The sequence below is a fragment of the Streptomyces sp. NPDC004667 genome (genome assembly GCF_040609475.1).
Classification (GTDB): Bacteria; Actinomycetota; Actinomycetes; order Streptomycetales; family Streptomycetaceae; genus Streptomyces.
Window position 1 is genome coordinate 1 of the sequence record NZ_JBEXKC010000073.1, and the last position, 22,016, is coordinate 22,016.

Below are 22,016 nucleotides of genomic sequence, written 5' to 3' on the forward strand. Positions count from 1 at the left end.
GAAGGCCATCGCGAAGCGACGCGACCGCAGGGAGCGCCCTTGACAGCCCGGCCCGACACGGAAGGACAGTGAGACTGACGGGAAACCCCCAGCCCCTCTCTGATCCGGGCCAGGTCGAGTCCCGCCGCCCCCCGCCCCCCCCCGGACGAACCATCCCGATTCGTCCGGCGCGCGGAACCGGCGTGCGGACAGGGCCCGGGTTCGCGTACGGTTGACGGTCGCCCATGCACGTCAGAAGGGGGCCTTGGTGGCCGCGCAGAATGCCGCTGTCGACAGCACGGCGGATTCCGTCCGCGATCGGGAGATCGCGGCCGAGCAGACGCACCTCGATCAGGTGTACCGACGCCTTGAGGAGAAGATCCACGAGGCCGAGTTCCTGATGAACGACGCCGCCAAGCGGGGGCAGGTCGGCACGCCCGGCGCCCTCGCCGAGCGCGACGCGCAGGTCTTCCGCGCCGGGATCCACCTCAACCGGCTGAACAACGAGTTCGAGGACTTCCTCTTCGGGCGGATCGACCTCGTGCTGGGGAAGGACGGCGAGCGCGGTCCCGACGGCGCGTACACCTCCGTCGAGCCCGCCGACGACGCGATCCGCCCCGACCTCACCGCCGAGATCGCCGAGACCCTGCACATCGGGCGGATCGGCGTGCTCGACACCGACTACGCGCCGCTCGTCATCGACTGGCGCGCCCCGGCGGCCGCGCCGTTCTACCGTTCCACGCCCAAGGACCCCGGCCGCGTCGTGCGCCGTCGCGTGATCCGCTCCAAGGGCCGCAAGGTGCTCGGCGTCGAGGACGACCTGATGCGCCCCGAGCTCACCGCCACCCTGGACGGCAAGGAGCTGCCCGCCATCGGCGACGGCGCCCTGATGGCCGCGCTCGGGCGGGCCCGTACGCACTCCATGCGGGACATCGTCTCCTCCATCCAGGCCGAACAGGACCTGGTGATCCGCGCTCCCGCCGCCTCCGTCGCGGAGGTCGCCGGCGGGCCCGGCACCGGGAAGACGGCCGTCGCCCTGCACCGGGCCGCGTACCTGCTCTACCAGGACCGACGCCGCTACTCCGGCGGGATCCTGATCGTCTCCCCGACGCCGCTGCTCGTCGCCTACACCGAGGGCGTCCTGCCCTCCCTCGGCGAGGAGGGCCAGGTCGCCATCCGCGCGCTGGGCTCCCTCGTCGACGGGGCCGAGGCGACCACGTACGACGACCCGCCGGTGGCGCGGATCAAGGGCTCCTCCCGGATGCTCAAGGTGCTCCGCAAGGCCGTGCGCGGCGCGCTGGAGCTCGGGAACGCCCCCGAGCGGCTGCGCGTCGTGGCCTTCGGACGGCGCCAGGAGCTGGAGGCCCCCGAGCTCGACCGGATCCGCCAGACCGTGCTCAGCGGCACCGCCCCGGTGAACCTGCTGCGCCCGCGCGCCCGCAAGCTGCTGCTCGACGCCCTCTACGCGAAGTCCGGCCAGTCGGGCCGGCACAGCGACCCGGAGCTGGCCGCCGAGCTGCGTTCCGCGTTCGACGAGGACATCTCCACCGAGGACGACTTCATCGCCTTCCTGAACGCCTGGTGGCCGGAGCTGACCCCGCGCAAGGTGCTGGCCTCGATGGCCGACGAGCGGCGCCTGGGCCGCTGGTCGCGCCGGGACCTCAACCCCCGCGAGACCCGCCAGCTGGCCCGTTCCCTGCGCCGGGTCGGCCCGGACGGCAAGGGGCCCCTGTCGGTGCACGACGTGGCCCTGCTGGACGAGCTCCACCAGCTGCTCGGCGCGCCCGCACGGCCCAAGCGCAAGCGGGAGATGGATCCGCTCGACCAGCTCAGCGGGCTGGAGGAGCTGATGCCGACCCGCGAGGAGACGCAGTGGGAGCGGGCCGAGCGGATCGCGGCCGAGCGCACCGAGTACGCGCACGTGATCGTGGACGAGGCCCAGGACCTGACGCCGATGCAGTGGCGGATGGTGGGCCGGCGCGGTCGCTCGGGCACCTGGACGGTGGTCGGCGACCCGGCGCAGTCCTCGTGGACGGACCCCGACGAGGCGTCCGCCGCCCGTGACGAGGCCCTGGGGCGCCGCCCGCGCAGGCGGTTCACCCTGACGGTCAACTACCGCAACCCGGCCGAGGTGGCCGAGGTGGCCTCCCGGGTGCTGAAGCTGGCGGCGCCCGGCATGGAGCCTCCGACCGCGGTGCGCTCCACCGGTCTGGAGCCCCGTTTCACGGCGGCCGGGGACGACCTGGGCGCGGCGGTCCGCGAGGAGACGCGGCGGCTGCTGGAGCAGGTGGACGGCACGGTCGGCGTGGTCGTGGCCATGGACCGGCGCGCGGAGGCCGCGGGCTGGCTCGCGGACCTGGGCGGGCGGGCGGTGGCGCTGGGCAGCCTGGAGGCGAAGGGCCTGGAGTACGACGCCACGGTGGTCGTCTCCCCGGCGGAGATCGCCGAGGAGTCCCCGGCGGGCCTGCGCGTGCTCTACGTGGCCCTGACGCGTGCGACGCAGCAGCTGACGGTGGTCTCGGCGGCGGGCGACCGGCCGGGCGAGGACGGCGTACCGGAGCTGCTGCGCCCCTGACGGGCCCGTCCGCGGCGCCCGGCGGGCCCCGCCGGGCCCCGGTGGGGCCGGATGGCCCGCGGCCAGGCGCGTGAGCCGCGAGACGGACTCGTCGGAGGGGGGATCACATCCGGCGATCCTTTGTTAGCCTGGGTACGACACCGGCTCGATCCAAGCCCCCGGGCCCAACCTTCGTCGCCTAGAGCGACCACTTGCCGCGAGGCGAGCATGGCGGGTCGGTGTCGTCAGTCTTAGTGGGAACACCAGGTCCGCGCCCTCCACCCAGTGGGGGGCGCGGACCTGTTTCGTATCAACCCACCATTCCACCGGCCCCTGGTATCTCGTATGGTGGAAGTGTTCTTCCGAAATTTGTAGCTGGTTACCTTGTACCGGCTGGTAGGTGGGACGATCGGACAACGGGTCCGTCCACGCTCGCCGTGTGCGGGCCCGTGTACAGCGAAATCAGGGACAGAAGAGGAACACGGCCATGGCAACGGCGCCCAGCGTCTCGTATTCGATGACGGTCCGCCTGGAAGTGCCCGCGAGCGGAACCGCGGTCTCCCAGCTCACCACCGCCGTGGAGTCTTCGGGGGGCTCGGTCACCGGCCTCGACGTGACCGCGTCCGGTCACGAGAAGCTCCGTATCGACGTCACCATCGCCGCCACCTCCACCGCGCACGCCGACGAGATCGTCGAGAAGCTGCGCGGCATCGAGGGCGTCAGCCTCGGCAAGGTCTCGGACCGAACCTTCCTGATGCACCTCGGCGGCAAGATCGAGATGTCGTCCAAGCACCCCATCCGCAACCGTGACGACCTCTCGATGATCTACACCCCGGGCGTCGCCCGCGTGTGCATGGCGATCGCCGAGAACCCCGAGGACGCCCGGCGCCTGACCATCAAGCGCAACACCGTCGCAGTCGTGACGGACGGCTCCGCCGTGCTGGGTCTCGGCAACATCGGCCCGATGGCCGCCATGCCGGTCATGGAGGGCAAGGCGGCCCTCTTCAAGCGCTTCGCCGACATCGACGCGTGGCCGATCTGCCTGGACACCCAGGACTCCGACGAGATCGTCGCCGCCGTCAAGGCCATCGCCCCGGGCTTCGCCGGCATCAACCTGGAGGACATCTCCGCGCCGCGCTGCTTCGAGATCGAGGCACGCCTGCGCGAGGCCCTCGACATCCCCGTCTTCCACGACGACCAGCACGGCACCGCCATCGTCGTCCTCGCCGCCCTGACCAACGCACTTCGCGTGGTGGGCAAGGCGGTTGGCGATGTCAAGGTGGTCATGTCGGGCGCCGGCGCGGCCGGTACCGCCATCCTCAAGCTGCTCCTCGCGGCCGGCGTCAAGAACGCGGTCAGCGCCGACATCCACGGCGTCGTGCACGCGGACCGCCCCGACCTCGTCGACGCGGCCCCCGACTCCCCGCTGCGCTGGATCGCCGACAACACCAACCCCGAGGGGTACACCGGCACCCTGAAGGAGGCCGTGGTCGGCGCCGACGTGTTCATCGGCGTCTCCGCCCCGAACGTGCTGTCCGGCGAGGACGTCGCCGCCATGGCCGAGGGCGCCATCGTGTTCGCGCTCGCGAACCCGGACCCGGAGGTCGACCCGGCCGTCGCCCGTCAGACCGCCGCCGTGGTGGCCACCGGCCGTTCCGACTTCCCGAACCAGATCAACAACGTGCTGGTCTTCCCGGGTGTCTTCCGCGGCCTCCTCGACGCCCAGTCGAGGACCGTGAACACCGACATGATGCTGGCCGCGGCGACCGCCCTGGCCGACGTCGTCGGCGAGGACGAGCTGAACGCCAACTACATCATCCCGTCCGTCTTCAACGACAAGGTCGCGGGCGCGGTCGCCGGCGCGGTCCGCAAGGCCGCCTCCGCTCCTGTGACGGCGCCCACGTCCGTCTGATCCGGCGCGTCGCGGGGTGCGGGCCGGGCAGGGCGCCTCTAGGGTTGCGGGGATGCCCGCGTGGCCCGCGGTCCGCATCCACGACGGTCCGACGGGTCCACCCGGCCCGGGGGACCGCCGAAGCCTCCGATGCGGACGGAGCGTCACCGCGGCGTGACTGTGGCGCTTTTCGTGTGACCCTGGCGGGTGCCGGATTGGCTTTCCCGCCGCTGGTGGGGGCAGGATGCGTAACCGGGCGAGAGGGTCTGACGTTCAGACCCGGGTCCGGGGACTGTCCGAGGGCCCTGGCAGCATCGGCTTCGATCTCACGCCTCTAAGGCAAGTTGAACACGGGAGTACAACATGAACCGCAGTGAGCTGGTGGCCGCTCTGTCCGAGCGCGCCGAGGTGACCCGCAAGGACGCCGACGCCGTTCTGGCCGCGCTCGCCGAGACCGTCGGCGAGATCGTCGCCAAGGGCGACGAGAAGGTCACCATCCCCGGCTTCCTGACCTTCGAGCGCACCCACCGTGCCGCTCGCACCGCGCGCAACCCGCAGACCGGCGACCCCATCCAGATCCCGGCCGGCTACAGCGTGAAGGTCTCCGCGGGCTCCAAGCTCAAGGAAGCCGCCAAGGGCAAGTAGTACGCCCTTGTGCCGAGGGCCGCACAGGTCCTCGGGACGGCAGTAGTACGTACGACGAAGGGCGGCCACCCCACGGGGGTGGCCGCCCTTCGGTCTTGCTTCGGTCTTGCTTCGGTCTTGCTTCGGCCGTACCAGGGCCGTACCCGGGCCTCGTCCGGCCCTTGCGGGGCCCCCAGGAGGGCCTCACGGGCCCTTCCAGGGCCCTGTGGGGCCCCGGAAGGGATCGGTCCGGACCGGGACCCCCGTCGGGTCTCAGGATCCGGACCGGAAGCCGTCTCAGACGAGGTCGCCGTTCGGCAGTTCGACCTTGGCGCCGAGCTCGACGAGCTTCTCCATGAAGTTCTCGTAGCCGCGGTTGATCAGGTCGATGCCGTGCACGCGCGAGGTGCCCTCGGCCGCCAGCGCCGCGATCAGGTACGAGAAACCGCCGCGCAGGTCGGGGATGACCAGGTCGGCGCCCTGGAGCTTGGTCGGGCCGGAGACGACGGCCGAGTGCAGGAAGTTGCGCTGGCCGAACCGGCACGCGCTGCCGCCCAGGCACTCGCGGTACAGCTGGATGTGAGCACCCATCTGGTTGAGTGCCGAGGTGAAGCCGAGCCGGGACTCGTAGACCGTCTCGTGCACGATCGACAGGCCCGACGCCTGCGTCAGGGCGACGACCAGCGGCTGCTGCCAGTCGGTCTGGAAGCCGGGGTGCACGTCCGTCTCCAGCGCGATGGCCTTCAGCGGGCCGCCCGGGTGCCAGAAGCGGATGCCCTCGTCGTCGATCTCGAACGCGCCGCCGACCCGGCGGAACGTGTTCAGGAAGGTCATCATCGAGCGCTGCTGCGCCCCGCGGACGTAGATGTTGCCGCCGGTCGCCAGGGCCGCGGACGCCCAGGAGGCGGCCTCCAGACGGTCCGGGAGCGCCTTGTGGTTGTAGCCGCTCAGGCGGTCCACACCCGTGATGCGGATGGTGCGGTCGGTGTCGACGGAGATGATCGCGCCCATCTTCTGCAGGACGCAGATGAGGTCTTCGATCTCCGGCTCGACGGCGGCGTTGCTGAGCTCGGTCACGCCCTCGGCCAGGACGGCCGTCAGCAGGACCTGCTCGGTCGAGCCGACCGACGGGTAGGGGAGGCGGATCTTGCATCCGCGCAGGCGCTGCGGGGCCTCCAGGTACTGGCCGCCCTCGCGCTTCTCGATGGTCGCGCCGAACTGGCGGAGCACGTCGAAGTGGAAGTCGATCGGCCGGCCGCCGATGTCGCAGCCGCCGAGGCCCGGGATGAAGGCGTGGCCGAGGCGGTGCAGCAGCGGGCCGCAGAAGAGGATCGGGATCCGGGAGGATCCCGCGTGCGCGTCGATGTCGGCGACGTTGGCGCTCTCGACGTGGGTCGGGTCGAGGATCAGCTCGCCCGGCTCCTCGCCGGGCCGCACGGTCACGCCGTGCAGCTGGAGCAGCCCGCGCACGACCCGCACGTCACGGATGTCGGGAACATTGCGCAGCCGGCTCGGCTCGCTGCCGAGCAGGGCGGCGACCATGGCCTTCGGCACGAGGTTCTTCGCGCCGCGGACACGGATCTCGCCCTCGAGCGGGGTTCCGCCGTGGACAAGCAGGACATCGTTGCCGGTCATGGATCTCGCGTTCCGGAGAGGATGGGCAGGGGATCAGTGAAAAGGGTAAGGGTCACTACCCCCTTGTTTGTATGGCCGACGTGGCCGTAGGACTGTCATGAATTCGGTACAGCACCCTGCGTGTGCGACAGGTGGCGGAGTGTCGCGTTCCGGGGGTCGTTCCCGGGGCTGTGGCGGCGCGCGCTCCTCTCTGCCGCCGTGCGCCCTGAGCTGCGCGTGATCCGTTGCCGCCGTCCGCTCCCCCCGGAGGGCGATTGTGCGAGATCATGTCCGCATGACCGAGGTGTCCTCCCTCACAGGGCGGCTGCTCGTGGCCACCCCCGCCCTCGCGGACCCGAATTTCGACCGCGCGGTCGTGCTGCTGCTCGACCACGACGAGCAGGGCTCCCTCGGCGTGGTCCTCAACCGGCCGACCCCGGTGGACGTCCGCGACATCCTGCTGCCGTGGGCGCCGCTCGCCGGCGACCCGGGCGTGGTCTTCCAGGGCGGCCCCGTCGCGCTGGACTCCGCGTTGGGGGTCGCCGTGATCCCGGGCGAGGAAGGGCCGCTGGGCTGGCGCCGCGTGCACGGTGCGATCGGCCTCGTGGACCTGGAGACCCCGCCCGAGCTCCTCGCCGCCGCCCTCGGCGGCCTGCGCATCTTCGCCGGCTACTCCGGATGGGGTCCCGGCCAGCTGGAGGCCGAGCTGGGCGACGGCGCCTGGTACGTGGTCGATTCCGAACCCGGGGACGTCTCCTTCCCCGACCCCGAACGGCTGTGGCGGGCGGTGCTGCGCCGCCAGCGCAGCGAGCTCGCGATGGTCGCCACCTATCTGGACGACCCGTCGCTGAACTGACCCCGGCGGGGTTCAGTACCCTGGATTTCATGAGCACTCTTGAGCCCGAGCGCGGGACTGGTACGGGGACCCTCGTAGAGCCGACGCCGCAGGTGTCCCACGGCGACGGCGACCACGAGCGCTTCGCCCACTACGTCCAGAAGGACAAGATCATGGCGAGCGCGCTCGACGGCACCCCCGTCGTCGCGCTCTGCGGCAAGGTCTGGGTGCCGGGCCGCGACCCGAAGAAGTACCCGGTGTGCCCCATGTGCAAGGAGATCTACGAATCCATGGGCGCCGGCGGCGACAAGGACAAGGGCGGCAAGGACAAGTAACCGGGTCCGGTGACCCGGGTGCCGGCGCCGGGTCCCTCCGGGGGCCGGTGGTCCCGGGGCCGGAAGTCCCGACCGTCGAGGCGGAGGCCCTCGGTGCGCGCTATCGCGCCCGGGGGCCTTTTGCGTGCCCCGGGGGCGGGCTAGGGTCGGCCCGACGAGCACGCTGCGAAACGAGCGTTGCGCAGGGTGCAACAGGCTCGCTGCCGCGAAGGGCTGACGCATGGACCTGATCCCCGTACCGCAGGACGCCACCGTGGACGAGGAGGGCCGGCGCTACGCGTTCGGCCCGCAGCCGGTGCTCGCCGCCGGACCCGGCGCCGAGGGGGTCGCGCGCTGGCTGCGCCGCGAGGTCGGCGCCGCCACCGGGTGGGAGCTGCCGGCCGCGGGGCCCGGCGCGCGGGGCGACGTACGCCTGGCCGTCGACCCCGGGCGCGCGGAGGCCGACGGGCCGGAGTCCTACCGGCTGACCGTGGCCGCGGACGGGGTGGAGCTGACGGGCGCCTCCCCCGCCGGGCTGTTCTGGGGGGCGCAGACGCTGCGTCAGCTGCTCGGGCCCGCCGCGTACCGCAGGGCGCCGCTGGCCGGGCCCGGCGGCCGGCCCGGCTGGAGCCTGCCGTACGTCACCGTCGCCGACGCCCCCCGCTTCGGCTGGCGCGGGATGCTGCTCGACGTCGCCCGGCACTTCACGCCCAAGGACGGGGTGCTGCGGTACATCGACCTCCTCGTCGCCCACAAGCTGAACGTGCTCCACCTGCACCTGACGGACGACCAGGGCTGGCGGATCGAGATCGCCCGCTACCCGCGGCTCACCGAGGTGGGTGCCTGGCGCGCGCGCAGCCGCTGGGGGCACCGGGCCTCACCGCTGTGGAACGAGACCCCGCACGGCGGTTTCTACACCCGGGACGACATCCGCGAGATCGTCGCGTACGCGGCCGAGCGGCACGTGCGGGTGGTCCCCGAAATCGACGTCCCGGGCCATGCGCAGGCCGCGATCGCCGCCTACCCCGGGCTGGGCAACCGTGACGTCGTGGACACCGCCGCGCTCGGCGTGTGGGACGACTGGGGCGTCAACGAGAACGTGCTCGCCCCCACCGAGGACGTACTGCGCTTCTACGAGGGAGTGTTCGAGGAGGTCCTGGAGCTGTTCCCGGCGCAGGTCTCGCCCTTCGTCCACGTGGGCGGCGACGAGTGCCCCAAGGCGCAGTGGCGCGCCTCCCCGGCGGCCCAGGAGCGGATCGGGGAACTGGGGGTGGACGGGGAGGACGGGCTCCAGGCCTGGTTCATCCGGCACTTCGACGGCTGGCTCGCCGCGCGCGGGCGCCGGCTCGTCGGCTGGGACGAGATCCTGGAGGGCGGGCTGGCGGACGGCGCCGTCGTCTCCTCCTGGCGCGGCTACGGGGGCGGGATCGCCGCGGCCGAGGCCGGACACGACGTGGTGATGTGCCCCGAGCAGCACGTGTACCTGGACCACCGTCAGGCGGACGGCCCGGACGAGCCGATGCCCATCGGGTACGTGCGCTCGCTGGAGGACGTCTACCGCTTCGAGCCGGTCCCGCCAAAGCTCTCCGCGGAGGCCGCCGCCCACGTACTGGGCGCGCAGGCCAACGTGTGGACCGAGGTGATGGAGAACCAGGCCCGCGTCGACTACCAGGTGTTTCCGCGGCTGGCCGCCTTCGCGGAGACGGTGTGGTCCCGGCTGCCGGAACCGGAATCCAGGGACTACGAGGGCTTCGAGGCCCGGATGGCGGCGCACTACGCGCGGCTCGACGCCCTCGGCGTCGACTACCGGCCACCGGCGGGACCGTTGCCGTGGCAGCGTCGGCCGGGGGTGCCGGGACGTCCGCTGGAGGGCGCGCCCCCGATCGTGTGACCCGGGGGGCGTGCCGCCCGCCCCGCCGTCGTTGACCGGAAGCGGAACTCTTCGGAAACCTTTGGAACTCTGCCTCGAACCAGAGCGATACGGGGGAAAACGGGCGTTCGGGAGGTAGGGGAAACAGGTGGTGCGAGGCGGCGCCCGGCGGCGTCCGGGCAGGGTGCGGGCGGGGTGCGCGGCCGGGCCGCGGGCGGCACCCCGCGGCTCCTCCCGGCCGCCGTACGGGCCGCGCCCGGGGGTTCGGCCCGGCGGAGGCGCCGGGGAGACCCTCGCGCGGGGCGGTCCCGAAGATGTGCCAGAGTTGCCACGTCCCGGCGGTGAGCACGTACCGTACGGCGGACAGGCGTGAGCGCCGGGACCGGGACATCGGGAAGGGGCAGCTGGGTTGACCACGCACGCACCGCACGCATCGCATTCGACTCAGGGGTCGCAACCACCGCAAGCGGCCCAAACGGCGCAGTCCGTGACGCTGCCGACCTCGCTCGACGAGGCCGTGGCGGCGCTCACCGCCATGCCCGCGGCCGTGCCCGTGGCGGGCGGCACCGACCTCATGGCCGCCGTCAACGCCGGGCTGCTGCGCCCCGCCGCGCTGGTCGGCCTGGGACGCATCAACGAGATCCGCGGCTGGCAGTACCAGGACGGGCACGCGCTGCTCGGCGCCGGACTGACGCACGCCCGGATGGGACGGCCGGATTTCGCCGCTCTGATCCCCGCGCTCGCCGCCGCCGCCCGGGCCGCCGGCCCGCCGCAGATCCGCAACGCCGGCACCCTCGGCGGGAACATCGCGACGGCCGCGCCGACCGGTGACGCCCTGCCCGTGCTGGCGGCGCTGGAAGCAGTCCTGGTCATCGTCGGCCCCGACGGCTCGCGCGAGATCCCGGTCTCCCACCTGCTCGCCGGGCGCGAGATGCTGCGGCCGGGCGAGCTGATCGGCTTCGTGCGCGTTCCGCTGCTGCACGCGCCGCAGGTCTTCCTGAAGGCCACCGGACGTACCGGGCCGGGCCGCGCGGTGGCGTCCGTGGGGCTGGTGCTGGATCCCGCGCGCCGGGGCGTGCGGTGCGCCATCGGCGCGGTGGCCCCGATGCCGCTGCGGCCGCTGGAGGCCGAGCAGTGGGTGGCCTCGCTGATCGACTGGGACGGGGACCGCAGCCTGGCCCCCGAGGCGCTGGAGGCCTTCGGCGAGTACGTCGCGGCCGCCTGCGTGCCCGACCAGGGGGAACCGGTGTCCTCCGGAGTACTGCATCTGCGGCGGACGGTGGCCGTGCTGGCGCGCAGGGCCCTGGGGAGGGCGCTGACCTCATGAGTGAGAACGAGAACGTGAGCGGAACGACGGGGAACGCGGGCGGCGCGGGCAACGGCTGGGGCTGGGAGCCGGTGCCGCAGGGCGGCGAGTACGACTCCGAGGCCACGGCCTTCGTGAAGCTGCCGCAGGACATGCTGGACGCCCTCGACAACGGGGAACCCCTCGCCGCGCCCGGCCACGGGTACGTGCCGCCGCCGATGATCGTGCCGCTGGGCTCGGCCAGTGCGGACCCCAGCGCCACGGGCACCTGGACGATGCCGGTGCAGTGGCCCGAGGCGGGCGCGGACCGGGCTCCGGCCGAACCGGCGCGGGGGCCGATCCCGGCCTCCATCCCGCTGCCGCCGTCGGTGGCGGCGGCCTACGCGGAGCCCGCGGGCGGCGTCGCCGGAGCCGGGGGCGGCGCGGGCGGGGAGCACGACCAGGGGGCGACGGCCGAGTGGCAGTTCCCCGACGCGGTGCACCAGCCCGACGAGCCGGCGGCCACCGGGCAGTGGACCCTGCCGACGGTCGGTGAACCGCAGCAGGGGACGGGCGAGTTCCCGGCCGGCGGGTATGCGGCCGACGGGTTCGCGGCCGGCGGGTATGCGGCCGACGGCTATACGGCTGAAGGGTTCCCGTCCGACGGCTTTACGCCCGACGGGTTCGCGGCCGACGGGAGCGTGGGGGCGGCCGACTGGAGCCAGGCTCCGGCGACCCTGCCCGGCGGGGCGGCGGCCCCGTGGGCGCAGCCGGGGGTGCCGGCCGCGGGCGCCGGTGTGGCGGGCGGTGCCTTCGGGGCCGAGACGCTGATGAGCTCCGGCGTGCTGCCGGGCGAGGGGCCCGGGGCCGACGCGCCGGGACGCGGCCCGAGGGTGCTGGGCGGGCCCGGGGTCGGGACCCCGCTGCCGGAGGGCTACGCGCAGCCCGGCCCGGAGCCGGAGGGCGTGCTGCACGCCGCCCCGGACATCGACGCCGCCCACGGCCCGGCGCAGCCGCCGGTCGAGGAGCAGCGGCCGCGCCCGGTGGAGGCCGAGGCGGAGACCGGGCCGGTGGGGCCGCCGGAGCAGGGGCTCGGGCAGGAACCCGGGCACGGGTACGGGCACGGCCAGGAGTGGGAACCGGAGCGGGAGCAGGAGCGGGGCTTCGCGGAGGCGGCACCGGCCGCCGTCCCCGAGCAGGCCGCTGCCGATCCTGATTCCGACTCCCACCCCGATTCCGACCCCCACCCCGATTCCGACCCTCAACCCGTCGCCGAAGCGGGGGCCGCGGGCGTGCCGGGTGAGGACACCGCCGACAGCGCTGTGACACCCCCGGACGAGGGCGGTGGCGAAGGGGCGCCGATGCGGGAGGCGACGTACGAGGAAGAGGGACTTCCCGCCGTCGCCCATCACGAGCACCCGGCGGCTTCCTACGTCCTGCGCGTCAACGGCGCCGACCGGCCCGTCACCGGCGCCTGGATCGGCGAGTCGCTCCTGTACGTGCTGCGCGAGCGCCTCGGCCTGGCCGGCGCCAAGGACGGCTGCTCGCAGGGCGAGTGCGGAGCCTGCGCGGTGCAGGTCGACGGACGGCTCGTCGCCTCCTGCCTCGTCCCCGCGGCGACGGCGGCGGGCAGCGAGGTCCGCACCGTGGAGGGTCTCGCGACCGGCGGGCAACTGTCGGACGTGCAAGAGGCGTTGTGCAGGTCGGGCGGGGTGCAGTGCGGCTTCTGCGTACCGGGCATGGCCATGACCATCCACGACCTGCTGGAGGGCAACCACGCCCCCAGCGACCTGGAGACCCGGCAGGCGCTGTGCGGCAACCTCTGCCGCTGCTCCGGCTACAAGGGCGTCGTCGAGGCGGTCCGCGAGGTCGTCGCGGAGCGCGAGGCGACGGCGGCCGAGGCCGCGGCGACGACCGCCGCCGGGGAGCCCGCCGCGGCCGAACCGCGCATCCCGCACCAGGCGCCGCCCGGCGAGGGCGGCGTCCACGGCGGCCCCGGAGCGTACGGAGCCCACGGCGGCCACGACACGCCGGCCGGGGGCGAGGCCCTGCACGGCGGTCACGACATGCAGGGCGGCGGCGGCCAGGTCCTGCACGGCGGCCACGACACCCTGGGCGGCGGCCAGGTCTTCCCCGGCGTCCACGACTCCCTGGGCGGCGGCCAGGTCCTCCAGGGTGGTCACGACACCATGGGCGGCGGCCAGGTCTTCCCCGGAGCCCACGACACGCTCGGCGGCGGCCAGGTCCTGCACGGCGGTCACGACACGCTCGGCGGGGACCAGGTCTTCCCCGGCGTCCACGACACCTACGGCGGCGGCCAGGGCATCCCCGGCCTCCACGACTCCCAGCAGCACGCCGGCCAGGACCCGCACCACGCCGGCCACGACCCGCACCAGGTCGGGCACGACCCGCACCAGGTCGGGCAGCACGTCCACGGCGGCCACGACACCCACGGCGGCCACGACGCCTTCGGCGGCCACGGAGCCATCGGCGGCGGCCACGACACCTTCGGCGGCCAGGGCATCCAGGGCGGCCACGACACCCTCGGCAGCCAGGACATCCAGAACATCCAGGACATCCAGGGCATCCACGGGATCCACCACAACGGAGGCATGGCGTGAGCGGGCAGGACGCGGCCACGGCGACGACCGCCGTCACCACGGTCGGTGCCGCGGCGGAAGGGGAGCCGACGTCGCCGCGCATGAGCGGAATCGGCGCTTCCGTCCCCTCGGCGGACGTCCGCGCCAAGACCGAGGGCACCTTCCCGTACGCCGCGGACCTGTGGGCCGAGGGCCTGCTGTGGGCGGCCGTGCTGCGGTCCCCGCACGCCCACGCCCGCATCCTGTCCATCGACACCTCGGCCGCGGCCGAGATGCCCGGCGTCCGCGCCGTGATCACCCACGCCGACGTCCCCGGCGCGACCACGCACGGCCGCCGGATCGCCGACCGGCCGGTGTTCGCCCACGACGTGGTCCGCCACCACGGCGAGCCCATCGCCGCCGTCGCCGCCGACCACCCCGACACCGCACGCCTCGCGGCCGCCGCCATCACCGTCGAGTACGAGCTGCTGGACGCCGTCACGGACCCCGAGCAGTCCTTCGGCGCAGCCCCCCTCCACCCGGACGGCAACCTGATCCGGCACATCCCGCTGCGCTACGGCGACCCCGAGGCGACGGGGGAGGTGGTGGTCGAGGGCCTCTACCGGATCGGCCGCCAGGACCCCGCCCCCATCGGCGCCGAGGCCGGCCTCGCGGTGCCCCGCCCCGACGGCGGGGTGGAGATCTACACCGCCTCCACCGACCCGCACACCGACCGCGACCTCGCCGCCGCCTGCTTCGGCCTCGACCCGGACCGCGTCCGCGTCGTCGTCACCGGGGTGCCGGGCGCGACGGCCGACCGCGAGGACCCCGCCTTCCAGCTCCCGCTCGGTCTCCTGGCCCTGCGCACCGGCTGCCCCGTGAAGCTGGCCGCCACCCGCGAGGAGTCCTTCCTCGGCCACGCCCACCGCCACCCGACGCTGCTGCGCTACCGCCACCACGCGGACGCGGAGGGCCGGCTGGTCAAGGTCGAGGCCCAGATCCTGATGGACGCGGGCGCCTACGCCGACTCCTCCGCGGAATCCCTCGCGGCGGCGGTGGCGTTCGCGTGCGGCCCGTACGTCGTCCCGCACGCCTTCGTGGAGGGCTGGGCGGTCCGCACCAACAACCCCCCGTCCGGCCACGTGCGCGGCGAAGGCGCCATGCAGGTGTGCGCGGCCTACGAGGGCCAGATGGACAAGCTCGCGGCCGCCCTCGGCATCGACGGCGCGGAACTGCGCCTGCGCAACGCCCTCGCCACCGGCGACCTGCTCCCCACCGGCCAGACGGTCACCTGCCCGGCCCCCGTCGCCGAACTCCTGCGTTCCGTACGCGACTTCCCGCTGCCCTCCCTCCCGAAGGACACCCCGGAGGAGGAGTGGCTGCTGCCCGGCGGCCCCGAGGGCGCGGGCGAACCGGGCGCGGTGCGACGCGGGGTCGGCTACGGCGTGGGCATGGTCCACATGCTCGGAGCCGAGGGCGCGGACGAGGTCTCGACGGCCACGGTGAAGGTGATCGGCGGCACGGCCACCGTCATCTGCGCGGCCGTCGACACCGGGCAGGGCTTCGCGACCCTCGCCCGTCAGATCGTCCAGGAGGTCCTCGGCGTGGACGAGGTGGCGATGGCCCCCGTCGACACCGACCAGCCGCCGGCGGGCCCGTCGGCGCACGGCCGCCACACCTGGGTCTCGGGCGGCGCCGTGGAGCGCGCGGCCAAGATGGTCCGCACGCAGCTCCTCCAGCCGATGGCCCACAAGCTGGGCATGTCCACGGAACTCCTGCAGATCCAGGACGGCCGGATCACCTCCTACGACGGCGCCTTCTCGACGACGGTCGCGGAGGCGATCGAGGGCAAGGAGCTCTGGGCGACGGCCCAGTGCCGCCCCCACCCGACGGAACCGCTGGACGCGGACGGCCAGGGCGACGCGTTCGTCGGGCTCGCCTTCTGTGCGATCCGCGCGGTGGTCGACGTGGACATCGAGCTGGGCTCGGTACGCGTCGTGGAACTCGCGGTCGCCCAGGACGTGGGCCGCATCCTCAACCCCCGCCAGCTGGAGGCCCGTATCGAAGCGGGCGTCACCCAGGGCGTGGGCGCGGCACTGACGGAGAACCTCCGCTCGGTCGCGGGCCTGGTCCGCCACCCCGACCTGACCGGCTACGCCCTGCCGACCTCCCTCGACGCCCCGGCGGTGCGCATCGTCCGGCTGGTGGAGGAGCGCGACGTGGTGGCCCCGTTCGGCGCGAAGGCGGCGAGCGCGGTACCGGTGGTGACCACCCCGGCGGCGGTCGCGTCGGCGGTCCGCGCGGCGACGGGCCGGCCCGTGAACAGGATCCCGATCCGGCCATCGGCGGCGGTGGCGGCGTCCAACTCGTAACCGTGTGACCCGCATTGCACGTGCAACCCGAACTTGGGCCGGTCGGCGCCGATCGATAGAGTGATCGGCGGCGCCCGGAACGTGCGGGTGCGAACGGGGACGGGGAGCGACGCCGGAGACGGGCGCCGCGCCCGCGGGGAGACGGGGAAGCGGGGAGGCCGACGTGGCAGAGGACAACGGGCCGATGCTGTTGGGGGGCAACGTCAGCGCGGGCGTGGCGGACGCCATCATGAGCCAGGCGCAGGCCCTCCAGGTCGAGTACGAGTCGATGACCGGCTACAAAAAGCTGGTCGACGCCCTCCTGAAGAAGCTGGAAGGCTCGGAGGCAGCCGACAAGAACCTCGCCGACGGCACCCTCCCGGCAGGCACCCTCGGCACGGGCTTCCCGGAGGCCGACTCCCTCTTCAAGGCGTACTCGACGGTCCACACGGAGCTGCAGAAGCTCTCCCAGGGCCTGGCCGCCCAGATCGAGGCCCTCGGCATCGCAGTCCTGACGACGGGCAACGGCTACGCGGGGGTGGACGAGGACACGCAGGCGCGCATGCGCGCCATCATCCGGCAGTCGAAGCTGGACTACGTCCGCGACCGCGACCCGCTGGTCCGCGAGGAGGAGGAAGCCCGCCGAAAGGCCGCGACCCAGCAGGGCACCCCGGCTCCCACCCACAGCAAGTCAGGGGGTTCCATCTGATGGCGACGGACTTCGAGGGCTACACGCACGAGCAGCTGCTGGCGATGATCGCCTCTCTGGACTCGGCGACGGTCGTCGCCCGGGCCACCCAGTTGGAGGGTGCCGCGGTCGCGATCAAGGACATCGGCGAGAGCCTGCGGAAGCACCAGGTCAAGGGGTGGGAGGGGGCAGCGGCCGACGAGTTCCAGAAGTGGGTGACGCGGGCGGGCAACGCGACGCTGCGGCTGGCGGATTACAGCCAGGAGGGCAGCAAGTGGATGACGCACGCGGCTCAGACGATGGTGGAGGTGAAGGCCAACACCCCGAAGTACGACACGTCGGCGGCGGCGAACCTCGCGGCCGCGCACGAGTTCCACAACGACCCGGACGCCCAGCAGCTGGGCCAGACGGCGCACTCGAAGCTGAGCGGTGACCGCCACGAGGCGATCCAGCAACTGACGAAGCTGGCGCAGTCCTACGACACGTCGGCGACCCAGATGAACAAGGCGGAAATCCCGACGTTCCCTCCGCCGCCGAAGGTGTTCGATCCCATTGGTGTTCACGACGTTGAGTACGTTGATCGATCGGTGGGTACCGGCGATGGGCCAGGGGCCGGCGGCGCCTCGTATATCCCCCCGGCCTCGAACCATGGTGGGTCCTCGTTCGGGACTGGTGGAGTATCGGGTCACCCGTCGTCTCTGGGCACTGGCGTGCCGCTGACGGCGGAGCCGACGCCGACACCGGTGCTTCCGGACCGGAGCGTCGACGTAGGTCTCGATCACGTCGCGACACTTCCGGAGACGACTCTGCTGCCTGTTGCCGGTCTGCCCGGCGGAGGGGGGCCTGCGCTTCCCGGTGGAGGAGGGCCCAACACCGTGACACCGATGCCGCCCGTGATGCTTCCCCCGACTCGGGGCGTGCCGACCGCAGGGGGTGGCCAGCTGCCGGGTGTGAGGTTTCCGGGTGGCCTGGGCGGCAAGGTCGGCCCGCCGCCCCGCGACACCGGCATCGTGGGTGGGAAGCCCATTTCCTCCGGCCCCTCCGGTGCCGGTATTCCCCGTGGCACTGTGATCGGTGCGGAAGGCGCACAGCCCGGTGGTCGTGGCATGGGCGGCCCGATGGGCGGTGGTGTGCAGAGTCCGCAGGGTCCCCGTGGCGGTTCACTGGTCGGCCGTCGGCTCGCCACGGAGCCTGGGGGCGTTGTCGGTGGCCGCCAGAATGCTGCCGGAGGCCAGTCGTTCACCCAGGGCGGCTCCGGCCTCGTGCGCAACGGATCAGGGCCCGGCATGGCCGGCAGCGGGATGAGCCACGGTGGTGCCGGTGTGTCTGCTCCGGCCGGACGGCGCAGGGGCCAGGGGAGCGGACGCCCCGGCTATCTGGCCGAGGACGAAGAGACCTGGCAGGGTGATCGTCGTGTCGTTCCGCCGGTGATCGACTGAGTGGATCGGACGTTGCACGGGATGTGTATGCGCAAGGCGACCTCGGCCCTGGTGGGTCTGCTGCTGGCAGGGGTCGCCTCGACCCCTGCGCATGCACAGACGATCCGTGAACGCCAGTGGCACCTAGATGCTATGAAGGCCGATGACATCTGGAAGATCAGCACGGGCAAGGGCGTCACCGTCGCTGTTATCGACACGGGTGTGGGACGCGTTTCTGAGTTGGAGGGGCAAATCCTCCCAGGTAAGAACCTTGCCCCATCGCAAGATGGAGACGAACGCACCGACTATGACAATCACGGCACATCCATTGCCGCGGTGATCGCTGGGACTGGAAAGCATCCCAGCGGTGATGGAGCGATCGGGCTGGCTCCGGGTGTGAAGATCCTCCCGATTCGCGTCCCGATCGAGAACGATGCGAAACACCCTGGTGTGACACAAGCGATCCGTTATGCGGCGGACTCCGATGCCAAGATCATAAACATTTCCCTGGGTCTGGACGAGGAAGACCCTGCGAGGCCTGATGCGGTGGAGTATGCCCTCTCTAAGGGGAAATTGATCTTTGCCGGTGTCGGAAATGACGCGCAAGGGCTCAACAACGTCAAATACCCGGCAGCGACGCCAGGGGTGGTGGGCGTCGGGGCGATCGGGCCTGACGGCGGCGCCACCAAGGAGTCGGAGCACGGTCCGCAGGTGGACATGTCAGCCCCTGGAGTTGATATTTACGCCGCCTGCCAGGGCAAGTCGGAGGTATGCGTCAGCCACGGCACCAGTGACGCGTCCGCCCTCGCCTCCGCCTCCGCCGCTCTGCTCTGGTCCGCTCACCCCGACTGGACCAACAACCAGGTCCTCCGGGTCCTGTTGAACACCGCCGGCAAGCCCGTGGACGGAGTCGAGCGGAACGACTACGTCGGCTACGGCGTCGTTCGGCCCCGGATCGCGGTGCCCACTCCCGGGGATCCGGGCCCTCGGGATGTGTACCCGCTCCCCGACCTGGCGGCGGCCGGCGCCCCTGGCGGGAAAACGGCGGAAACTGGCGCGTCCAAGCCCGTACCGCAGCCAGAGGCGGGCGTTAAGGAGAGTGACGGCAGTAGCCTCCCGTGGATCGCCCTCGGGCTGGGTGCCTGCGTCGTCATCGGCGGGGCCGTCACTGCCGTCGCCGTACGCCGCAACCGTCGCTGAACCGAACAGACCGCACCGCCCCCGGAGGCCCGGATGTCGTTCGACGAGGAATGGGCCGCCGCCCGCACCACCGCAGCGGCCAACGTCTCCATGCGGCTCAACCGGGCCCCGGCTGCCGGCGGCCAGGACCTTGAGCTCAATCAGGACCACATCGGCGCGGTCGGCACCGAGGCCCACACCCTGCACTCCCGCCTCCAGACCGACGGCAAGCACGCCGCCACCGCCACCGCCGAAGCGGCCGGCGCGCTCGGCAAAGAGGGCTTCGCGAGCGGGGCGGCCCTGGCGAGGCTCAACTCCCGTTGGGAGAGCCAGGTGAAGACCCTGGCCTCCGCCTGCGCGCAGATCTCCAACGGGCTGAACTACTCCCTCTCCTCGCACAACAAGGAAGAGCAGCAGCTCTACACCGAGTTCACGACCTCGAAGCTCGACGAGTACCTCAAGTAGGCGGCGCCCGTGCTGACGTACGAGAACGTGCTCAACGCCCCGGTCGACAAGCTCCACACGGCGGCCACCGACTGGCAGGCCATGGTCGCGAAGCTGGAGGAGCTCGCCGAGGCGGCCCGCAACGGCATGAAGACCAAGGCCGACAAGGCCGAGTGGAGCGGGGTCACGGCCGGGGTGGCGCGGCCGTTCGTGGCGAAGACGGCCAAGGAGTTCGAGGACGCCGCCAAGGAGGCCAAGGGCATCCAGCAGGCGCTCACCCGGGCCCACGCCACGTTCGCGTCGTCCCGCGACCGGCTGAAGAAGCTCTCCGAGGAGGAGGTGCCCGCCGCGGGCTTCCGGGTGGACGCCAAGGGCAAGGTGCAGGCCGCCCCCCTCGTCACCGAGGAGGAGCGCTACGCGGCCCGGCACGACCCCGACTACCAGGAGTCCGTCCGCGTCAACCTGCCCCTGTGGCAGGCGAAGATCGACGCAGCCGTCGACGCCTGCGACGACGTCGACCAGTCGCTCGCCCGCCTGCTGGGCGCCAACGTCGCCGAGGACCACGACTTCGGCGCACCCAAGTACGCCGGCCTCGCCGCCGAGCAGGCCGGCCACGCCGCCGCCCTCGCGAAGAAGGGGCGGGACCTCTCCCACGCCGAGCTCGTGGAGCTGAACGAGCTGCTGGCGGACAACGCGAAGGTTCCGGAGTTCTCGACGGCCTTCTACCAGGAGCTGGGCCCCAAGGGCGCACTCCAGTTCTTCGGCTCCATGTCGACCGACACCCAGGAGTGGGGCAAGGTCGACGAACAGCGGCTCAAGGACGTCCAGGAACTCCAGAAGAACCTGGGCCTGAACCTCGCGACGGCGACCCGCTCCACATCCGAGCCGCACCTCCCCGACAGCTACGCGCAGGACCTGCGCAAGCTCGGCACCCAGCACATCCCGCTGGCCAAGTACGACCAGAACCCGCCCTACGGCTACCAGCTGCTCGGCGGGATCATGCGCTACGGCAACTACGACCCCAAGTTCCTGGTCCCCATCGCCGAACACGCCACCCAGATCCACGCGAAGGACCCCGACTTCTTCAACGGGACCCGCCGCCTGGACGGTCTCGGCAAGAACCTGCTCAACCCCTCCGGGGTCAACGGCGCCGGATACGACCCGGTGGTCAGCTTCCTGGAGGCACTGGGGCACAGCCCGGAGGCCTCGGCCGAGTTCTTCGACCCCGGACGGCCCCCGCACGCCTACGACCAGGACGGCACGGAGAGGCCGGGCGTCCCGAACCTGGGCAAGGACGCCAAGGGCCAGCCGATCACGGGCTACCTCGATTTCTTCGCCCGGGAGGACTACGACTGCACCATCGACATGGAGGGCACGAACTTCGACGACCTGAAGAAGGTCGAGAAGCACATGCCGGATGCCTTGGGGCATGCCCTGGAGGCGGCTGCGCTCGGTCATGCCTGGGACGACCCGAAGCCCGAGCTCCACCGGACCGATGCCGGTGCGGCGGTCATGGCAGCGGCTGTGGCCAAATACGGCGGCGACGCCGGACTCCTCCGTCATCAGGAGGTCCTGGCGGACAGTCTGGGCAACATGACCGCCGGGTACATCGACGACGTCAACCGCGCGCTGAGTTCGGATCCCGACAAGAGCGTCTTCGCCCCACGGGACGGGGACGATCAGGCCCATGTGAAATTCGAGCGCGACGGCGCCCGTGACCTGCTGGCCGTGCTCGGGCAGCATCCCGACGCCTACGCCACCGTCTCCACCGCAGAGCGTGTCTACTCCGCGAGTGTGCTGGAAGGCCAAGTGGCACACGACGGAAACATCGACGAGGGCCGGGCCCGGTCGACGATCCGGACCACGGCCGAGGTGCAGGGCATCCTCGACGAGTCCCGAGCGGGACAGGTGCAAGGCATCGGGGAGAAGAAGCACGAGGAATACGAGAAGGCGCACGAACAGCAGTCCGCCTGGGTCGAGTTCGGGACGACGGCGGCGATCGCGGGTGGTGTGGCCTTGCTGCCCGCCACGGCCGCAGCAGCGGGAGCGGCAGCGGTCGTCGTTCCGCTGGCCATCGACCTCGGCAGTGGTGCTGCCGAGCAGGCGGCCTCAGGAGTCGTGGGCGAGTGGTCGGACGAGGTCAAGGAAGAACACAAGGACAAGATCGACGGCGCGACGCACGACAGCAACAAGGCCATGTACCAGGCAGGTGAGCACAGTGCCGAGGCGCCCATGCAGAAGTTCATGGAGCGCCATCGCATCGATCCGAACAGCGACTTTGGGAACAACTTCGTCGAGTCGATGCGCATCGGGTACGAAACCGGCAACTCCATTGCCCGTCAGCAAGGCCATGAGGCGCAGACCAAGGGCGCCGAGTGAGCCGGTGCCGGA

Annotated in this window: 15 protein-coding genes; 14 read left to right on the plus strand and 1 reads right to left on the minus strand. The window is 72.3% G+C overall.

Annotation, left to right across the window (positions count from 1 at the left end):
* Window positions 1–247: 247 nt before the first annotated feature.
* The 3 genes from ABZW32_RS30555 (at window position 248) to ABZW32_RS30565 (ending at window position 5,069) form a co-directional block, all read left to right on the plus strand.
* Window positions 248–2,554, plus strand: a complete 2,307-nt coding sequence (locus tag ABZW32_RS30555; RefSeq protein WP_356222011.1) for a UvrD-helicase domain-containing protein — start codon at window positions 248–250, stop codon at window positions 2,552–2,554.
* A gap of 466 nt (window positions 2,555–3,020) precedes the next feature.
* Window positions 3,021–4,445, plus strand: coding sequence for an NAD-dependent malic enzyme (locus ABZW32_RS30560; RefSeq protein ID WP_280915258.1), 1,425 nt, complete (start codon window positions 3,021–3,023; stop codon window positions 4,443–4,445).
* Window positions 4,446–4,787: 342 nt separating this feature from the next.
* On the plus strand, window positions 4,788–5,069 hold the full coding sequence (locus ABZW32_RS30565) for an HU family DNA-binding protein (RefSeq protein ID WP_007264399.1): 282 nt from the start codon (window positions 4,788–4,790) through the stop codon (window positions 5,067–5,069).
* A 276-nt stretch (window positions 5,070–5,345) separates the two neighbouring features.
* Here ABZW32_RS30565 and murA read toward each other — a convergent pair whose 3' ends face one another.
* Entirely contained in the window at window positions 5,346–6,683 is a 1,338-nt protein-coding gene (gene murA / locus ABZW32_RS30570; RefSeq protein ID WP_030239179.1) for a UDP-N-acetylglucosamine 1-carboxyvinyltransferase, read from the minus strand.
* Between the two features lie 274 nt (window positions 6,684–6,957).
* Between murA and ABZW32_RS30575 the strand changes: the two genes are divergently transcribed.
* From ABZW32_RS30575 to ABZW32_RS30625, 11 genes are all read left to right on the plus strand, one after another.
* Window positions 6,958–7,518 (plus strand): YqgE/AlgH family protein, encoded by a 561-nt coding sequence (locus ABZW32_RS30575; protein WP_266577096.1) that lies wholly within the window; start codon window positions 6,958–6,960, stop codon window positions 7,516–7,518.
* 29 nt (window positions 7,519–7,547) lie between these two features.
* On the plus strand, window positions 7,548–7,832 hold the full coding sequence (locus tag ABZW32_RS30580) for a DUF3039 domain-containing protein (RefSeq protein WP_007264396.1): 285 nt from the start codon (window positions 7,548–7,550) through the stop codon (window positions 7,830–7,832).
* Between the two features lie 220 nt (window positions 7,833–8,052).
* A complete protein-coding gene (locus tag ABZW32_RS30585) occupies window positions 8,053–9,702 on the plus strand; it encodes a beta-N-acetylhexosaminidase (RefSeq protein WP_356222016.1) in 1,650 nt (549 codons plus the stop codon).
* A gap of 466 nt (window positions 9,703–10,168) precedes the next feature.
* A complete protein-coding gene (locus ABZW32_RS30590) occupies window positions 10,169–11,008 on the plus strand; it encodes an FAD binding domain-containing protein (RefSeq protein WP_266839312.1) in 840 nt (279 codons plus the stop codon).
* Entirely contained in the window at window positions 11,005–13,587 is a 2,583-nt protein-coding gene (locus ABZW32_RS30595) for a 2Fe-2S iron-sulfur cluster-binding protein (RefSeq protein WP_356222018.1), read from the plus strand. The genes ABZW32_RS30590 and ABZW32_RS30595 overlap by 4 nt, the downstream gene beginning before the upstream one ends.
* An 80-nt stretch (window positions 13,588–13,667) precedes the next feature.
* On the plus strand, window positions 13,668–15,917 hold the full coding sequence (locus ABZW32_RS30600; RefSeq protein ID WP_356222068.1) for a xanthine dehydrogenase family protein molybdopterin-binding subunit: 2,250 nt from the start codon (window positions 13,668–13,670) through the stop codon (window positions 15,915–15,917).
* 163 nt (window positions 15,918–16,080) lie between these two features.
* Window positions 16,081–16,605 (plus strand): hypothetical protein, encoded by a 525-nt coding sequence (locus tag ABZW32_RS30605; RefSeq protein WP_356222021.1) that lies wholly within the window; start codon window positions 16,081–16,083, stop codon window positions 16,603–16,605.
* Window positions 16,605–18,023 carry a hypothetical protein gene (locus ABZW32_RS30610; RefSeq protein ID WP_356222024.1) on the plus strand — a complete coding sequence of 473 codons (1,419 nt, stop codon included), beginning with the start codon at window positions 16,605–16,607 and terminating at the stop codon, window positions 18,021–18,023. The genes ABZW32_RS30605 and ABZW32_RS30610 overlap by 1 nt, the downstream gene beginning before the upstream one ends.
* A gap of 27 nt (window positions 18,024–18,050) precedes the next feature.
* Window positions 18,051–19,202 carry a type VII secretion-associated serine protease mycosin gene (gene mycP, locus ABZW32_RS30615; protein WP_356222027.1) on the plus strand — a complete coding sequence of 384 codons (1,152 nt, stop codon included), beginning with the start codon at window positions 18,051–18,053 and terminating at the stop codon, window positions 19,200–19,202.
* 33 nt (window positions 19,203–19,235) lie between these two features.
* Complete coding sequence (locus tag ABZW32_RS30620; protein WP_356222029.1) at window positions 19,236–19,646, plus strand: hypothetical protein; 411 nt, start codon at window positions 19,236–19,238, stop codon at window positions 19,644–19,646.
* 9 nt (window positions 19,647–19,655) lie between these two features.
* Entirely contained in the window at window positions 19,656–22,004 is a 2,349-nt protein-coding gene (locus ABZW32_RS30625) for a hypothetical protein (RefSeq protein ID WP_356222032.1), read from the plus strand.
* Window positions 22,005–22,016: the final 12 nt, after the last annotated feature.

What these genes read in the sequence shown, in the direction of transcription:
- ABZW32_RS30560 (WP_280915258.1), top strand. Translation starts at nt 3,021, where the DNA reads ATGGCAACGGCGCCCAGCGTCTCGTATTCGATGACGGTCCGCCTGGAA.
- ABZW32_RS30565 (WP_007264399.1), top strand. Translation starts at nt 4,788, where the DNA reads ATGAACCGCAGTGAGCTGGTGGCCGCTCTGTCCGAGCGCGCCGAGGTG.
- murA (WP_030239179.1), bottom strand. Translation starts at nt 6,683, where the DNA reads ATGACCGGCAACGATGTCCTGCTTGTCCACGGCGGAACCCCGCTCGAG.
- ABZW32_RS30575 (WP_266577096.1), top strand. Translation starts at nt 6,958, where the DNA reads ATGACCGAGGTGTCCTCCCTCACAGGGCGGCTGCTCGTGGCCACCCCC.
- ABZW32_RS30580 (WP_007264396.1), top strand. Translation starts at nt 7,548, where the DNA reads ATGAGCACTCTTGAGCCCGAGCGCGGGACTGGTACGGGGACCCTCGTA.
- ABZW32_RS30585 (WP_356222016.1), top strand. Translation starts at nt 8,053, where the DNA reads ATGGACCTGATCCCCGTACCGCAGGACGCCACCGTGGACGAGGAGGGC.
- ABZW32_RS30595 (WP_356222018.1), top strand. Translation starts at nt 11,005, where the DNA reads ATGAGTGAGAACGAGAACGTGAGCGGAACGACGGGGAACGCGGGCGGC.
- ABZW32_RS30600 (WP_356222068.1), top strand. Translation starts at nt 13,668, where the DNA reads ATGAGCGGAATCGGCGCTTCCGTCCCCTCGGCGGACGTCCGCGCCAAG.
- ABZW32_RS30610 (WP_356222024.1), top strand. Translation starts at nt 16,605, where the DNA reads ATGGCGACGGACTTCGAGGGCTACACGCACGAGCAGCTGCTGGCGATG.
- mycP (WP_356222027.1), top strand. Translation starts at nt 18,051, where the DNA reads ATGCGCAAGGCGACCTCGGCCCTGGTGGGTCTGCTGCTGGCAGGGGTC.
- ABZW32_RS30620 (WP_356222029.1), top strand. Translation starts at nt 19,236, where the DNA reads ATGTCGTTCGACGAGGAATGGGCCGCCGCCCGCACCACCGCAGCGGCC.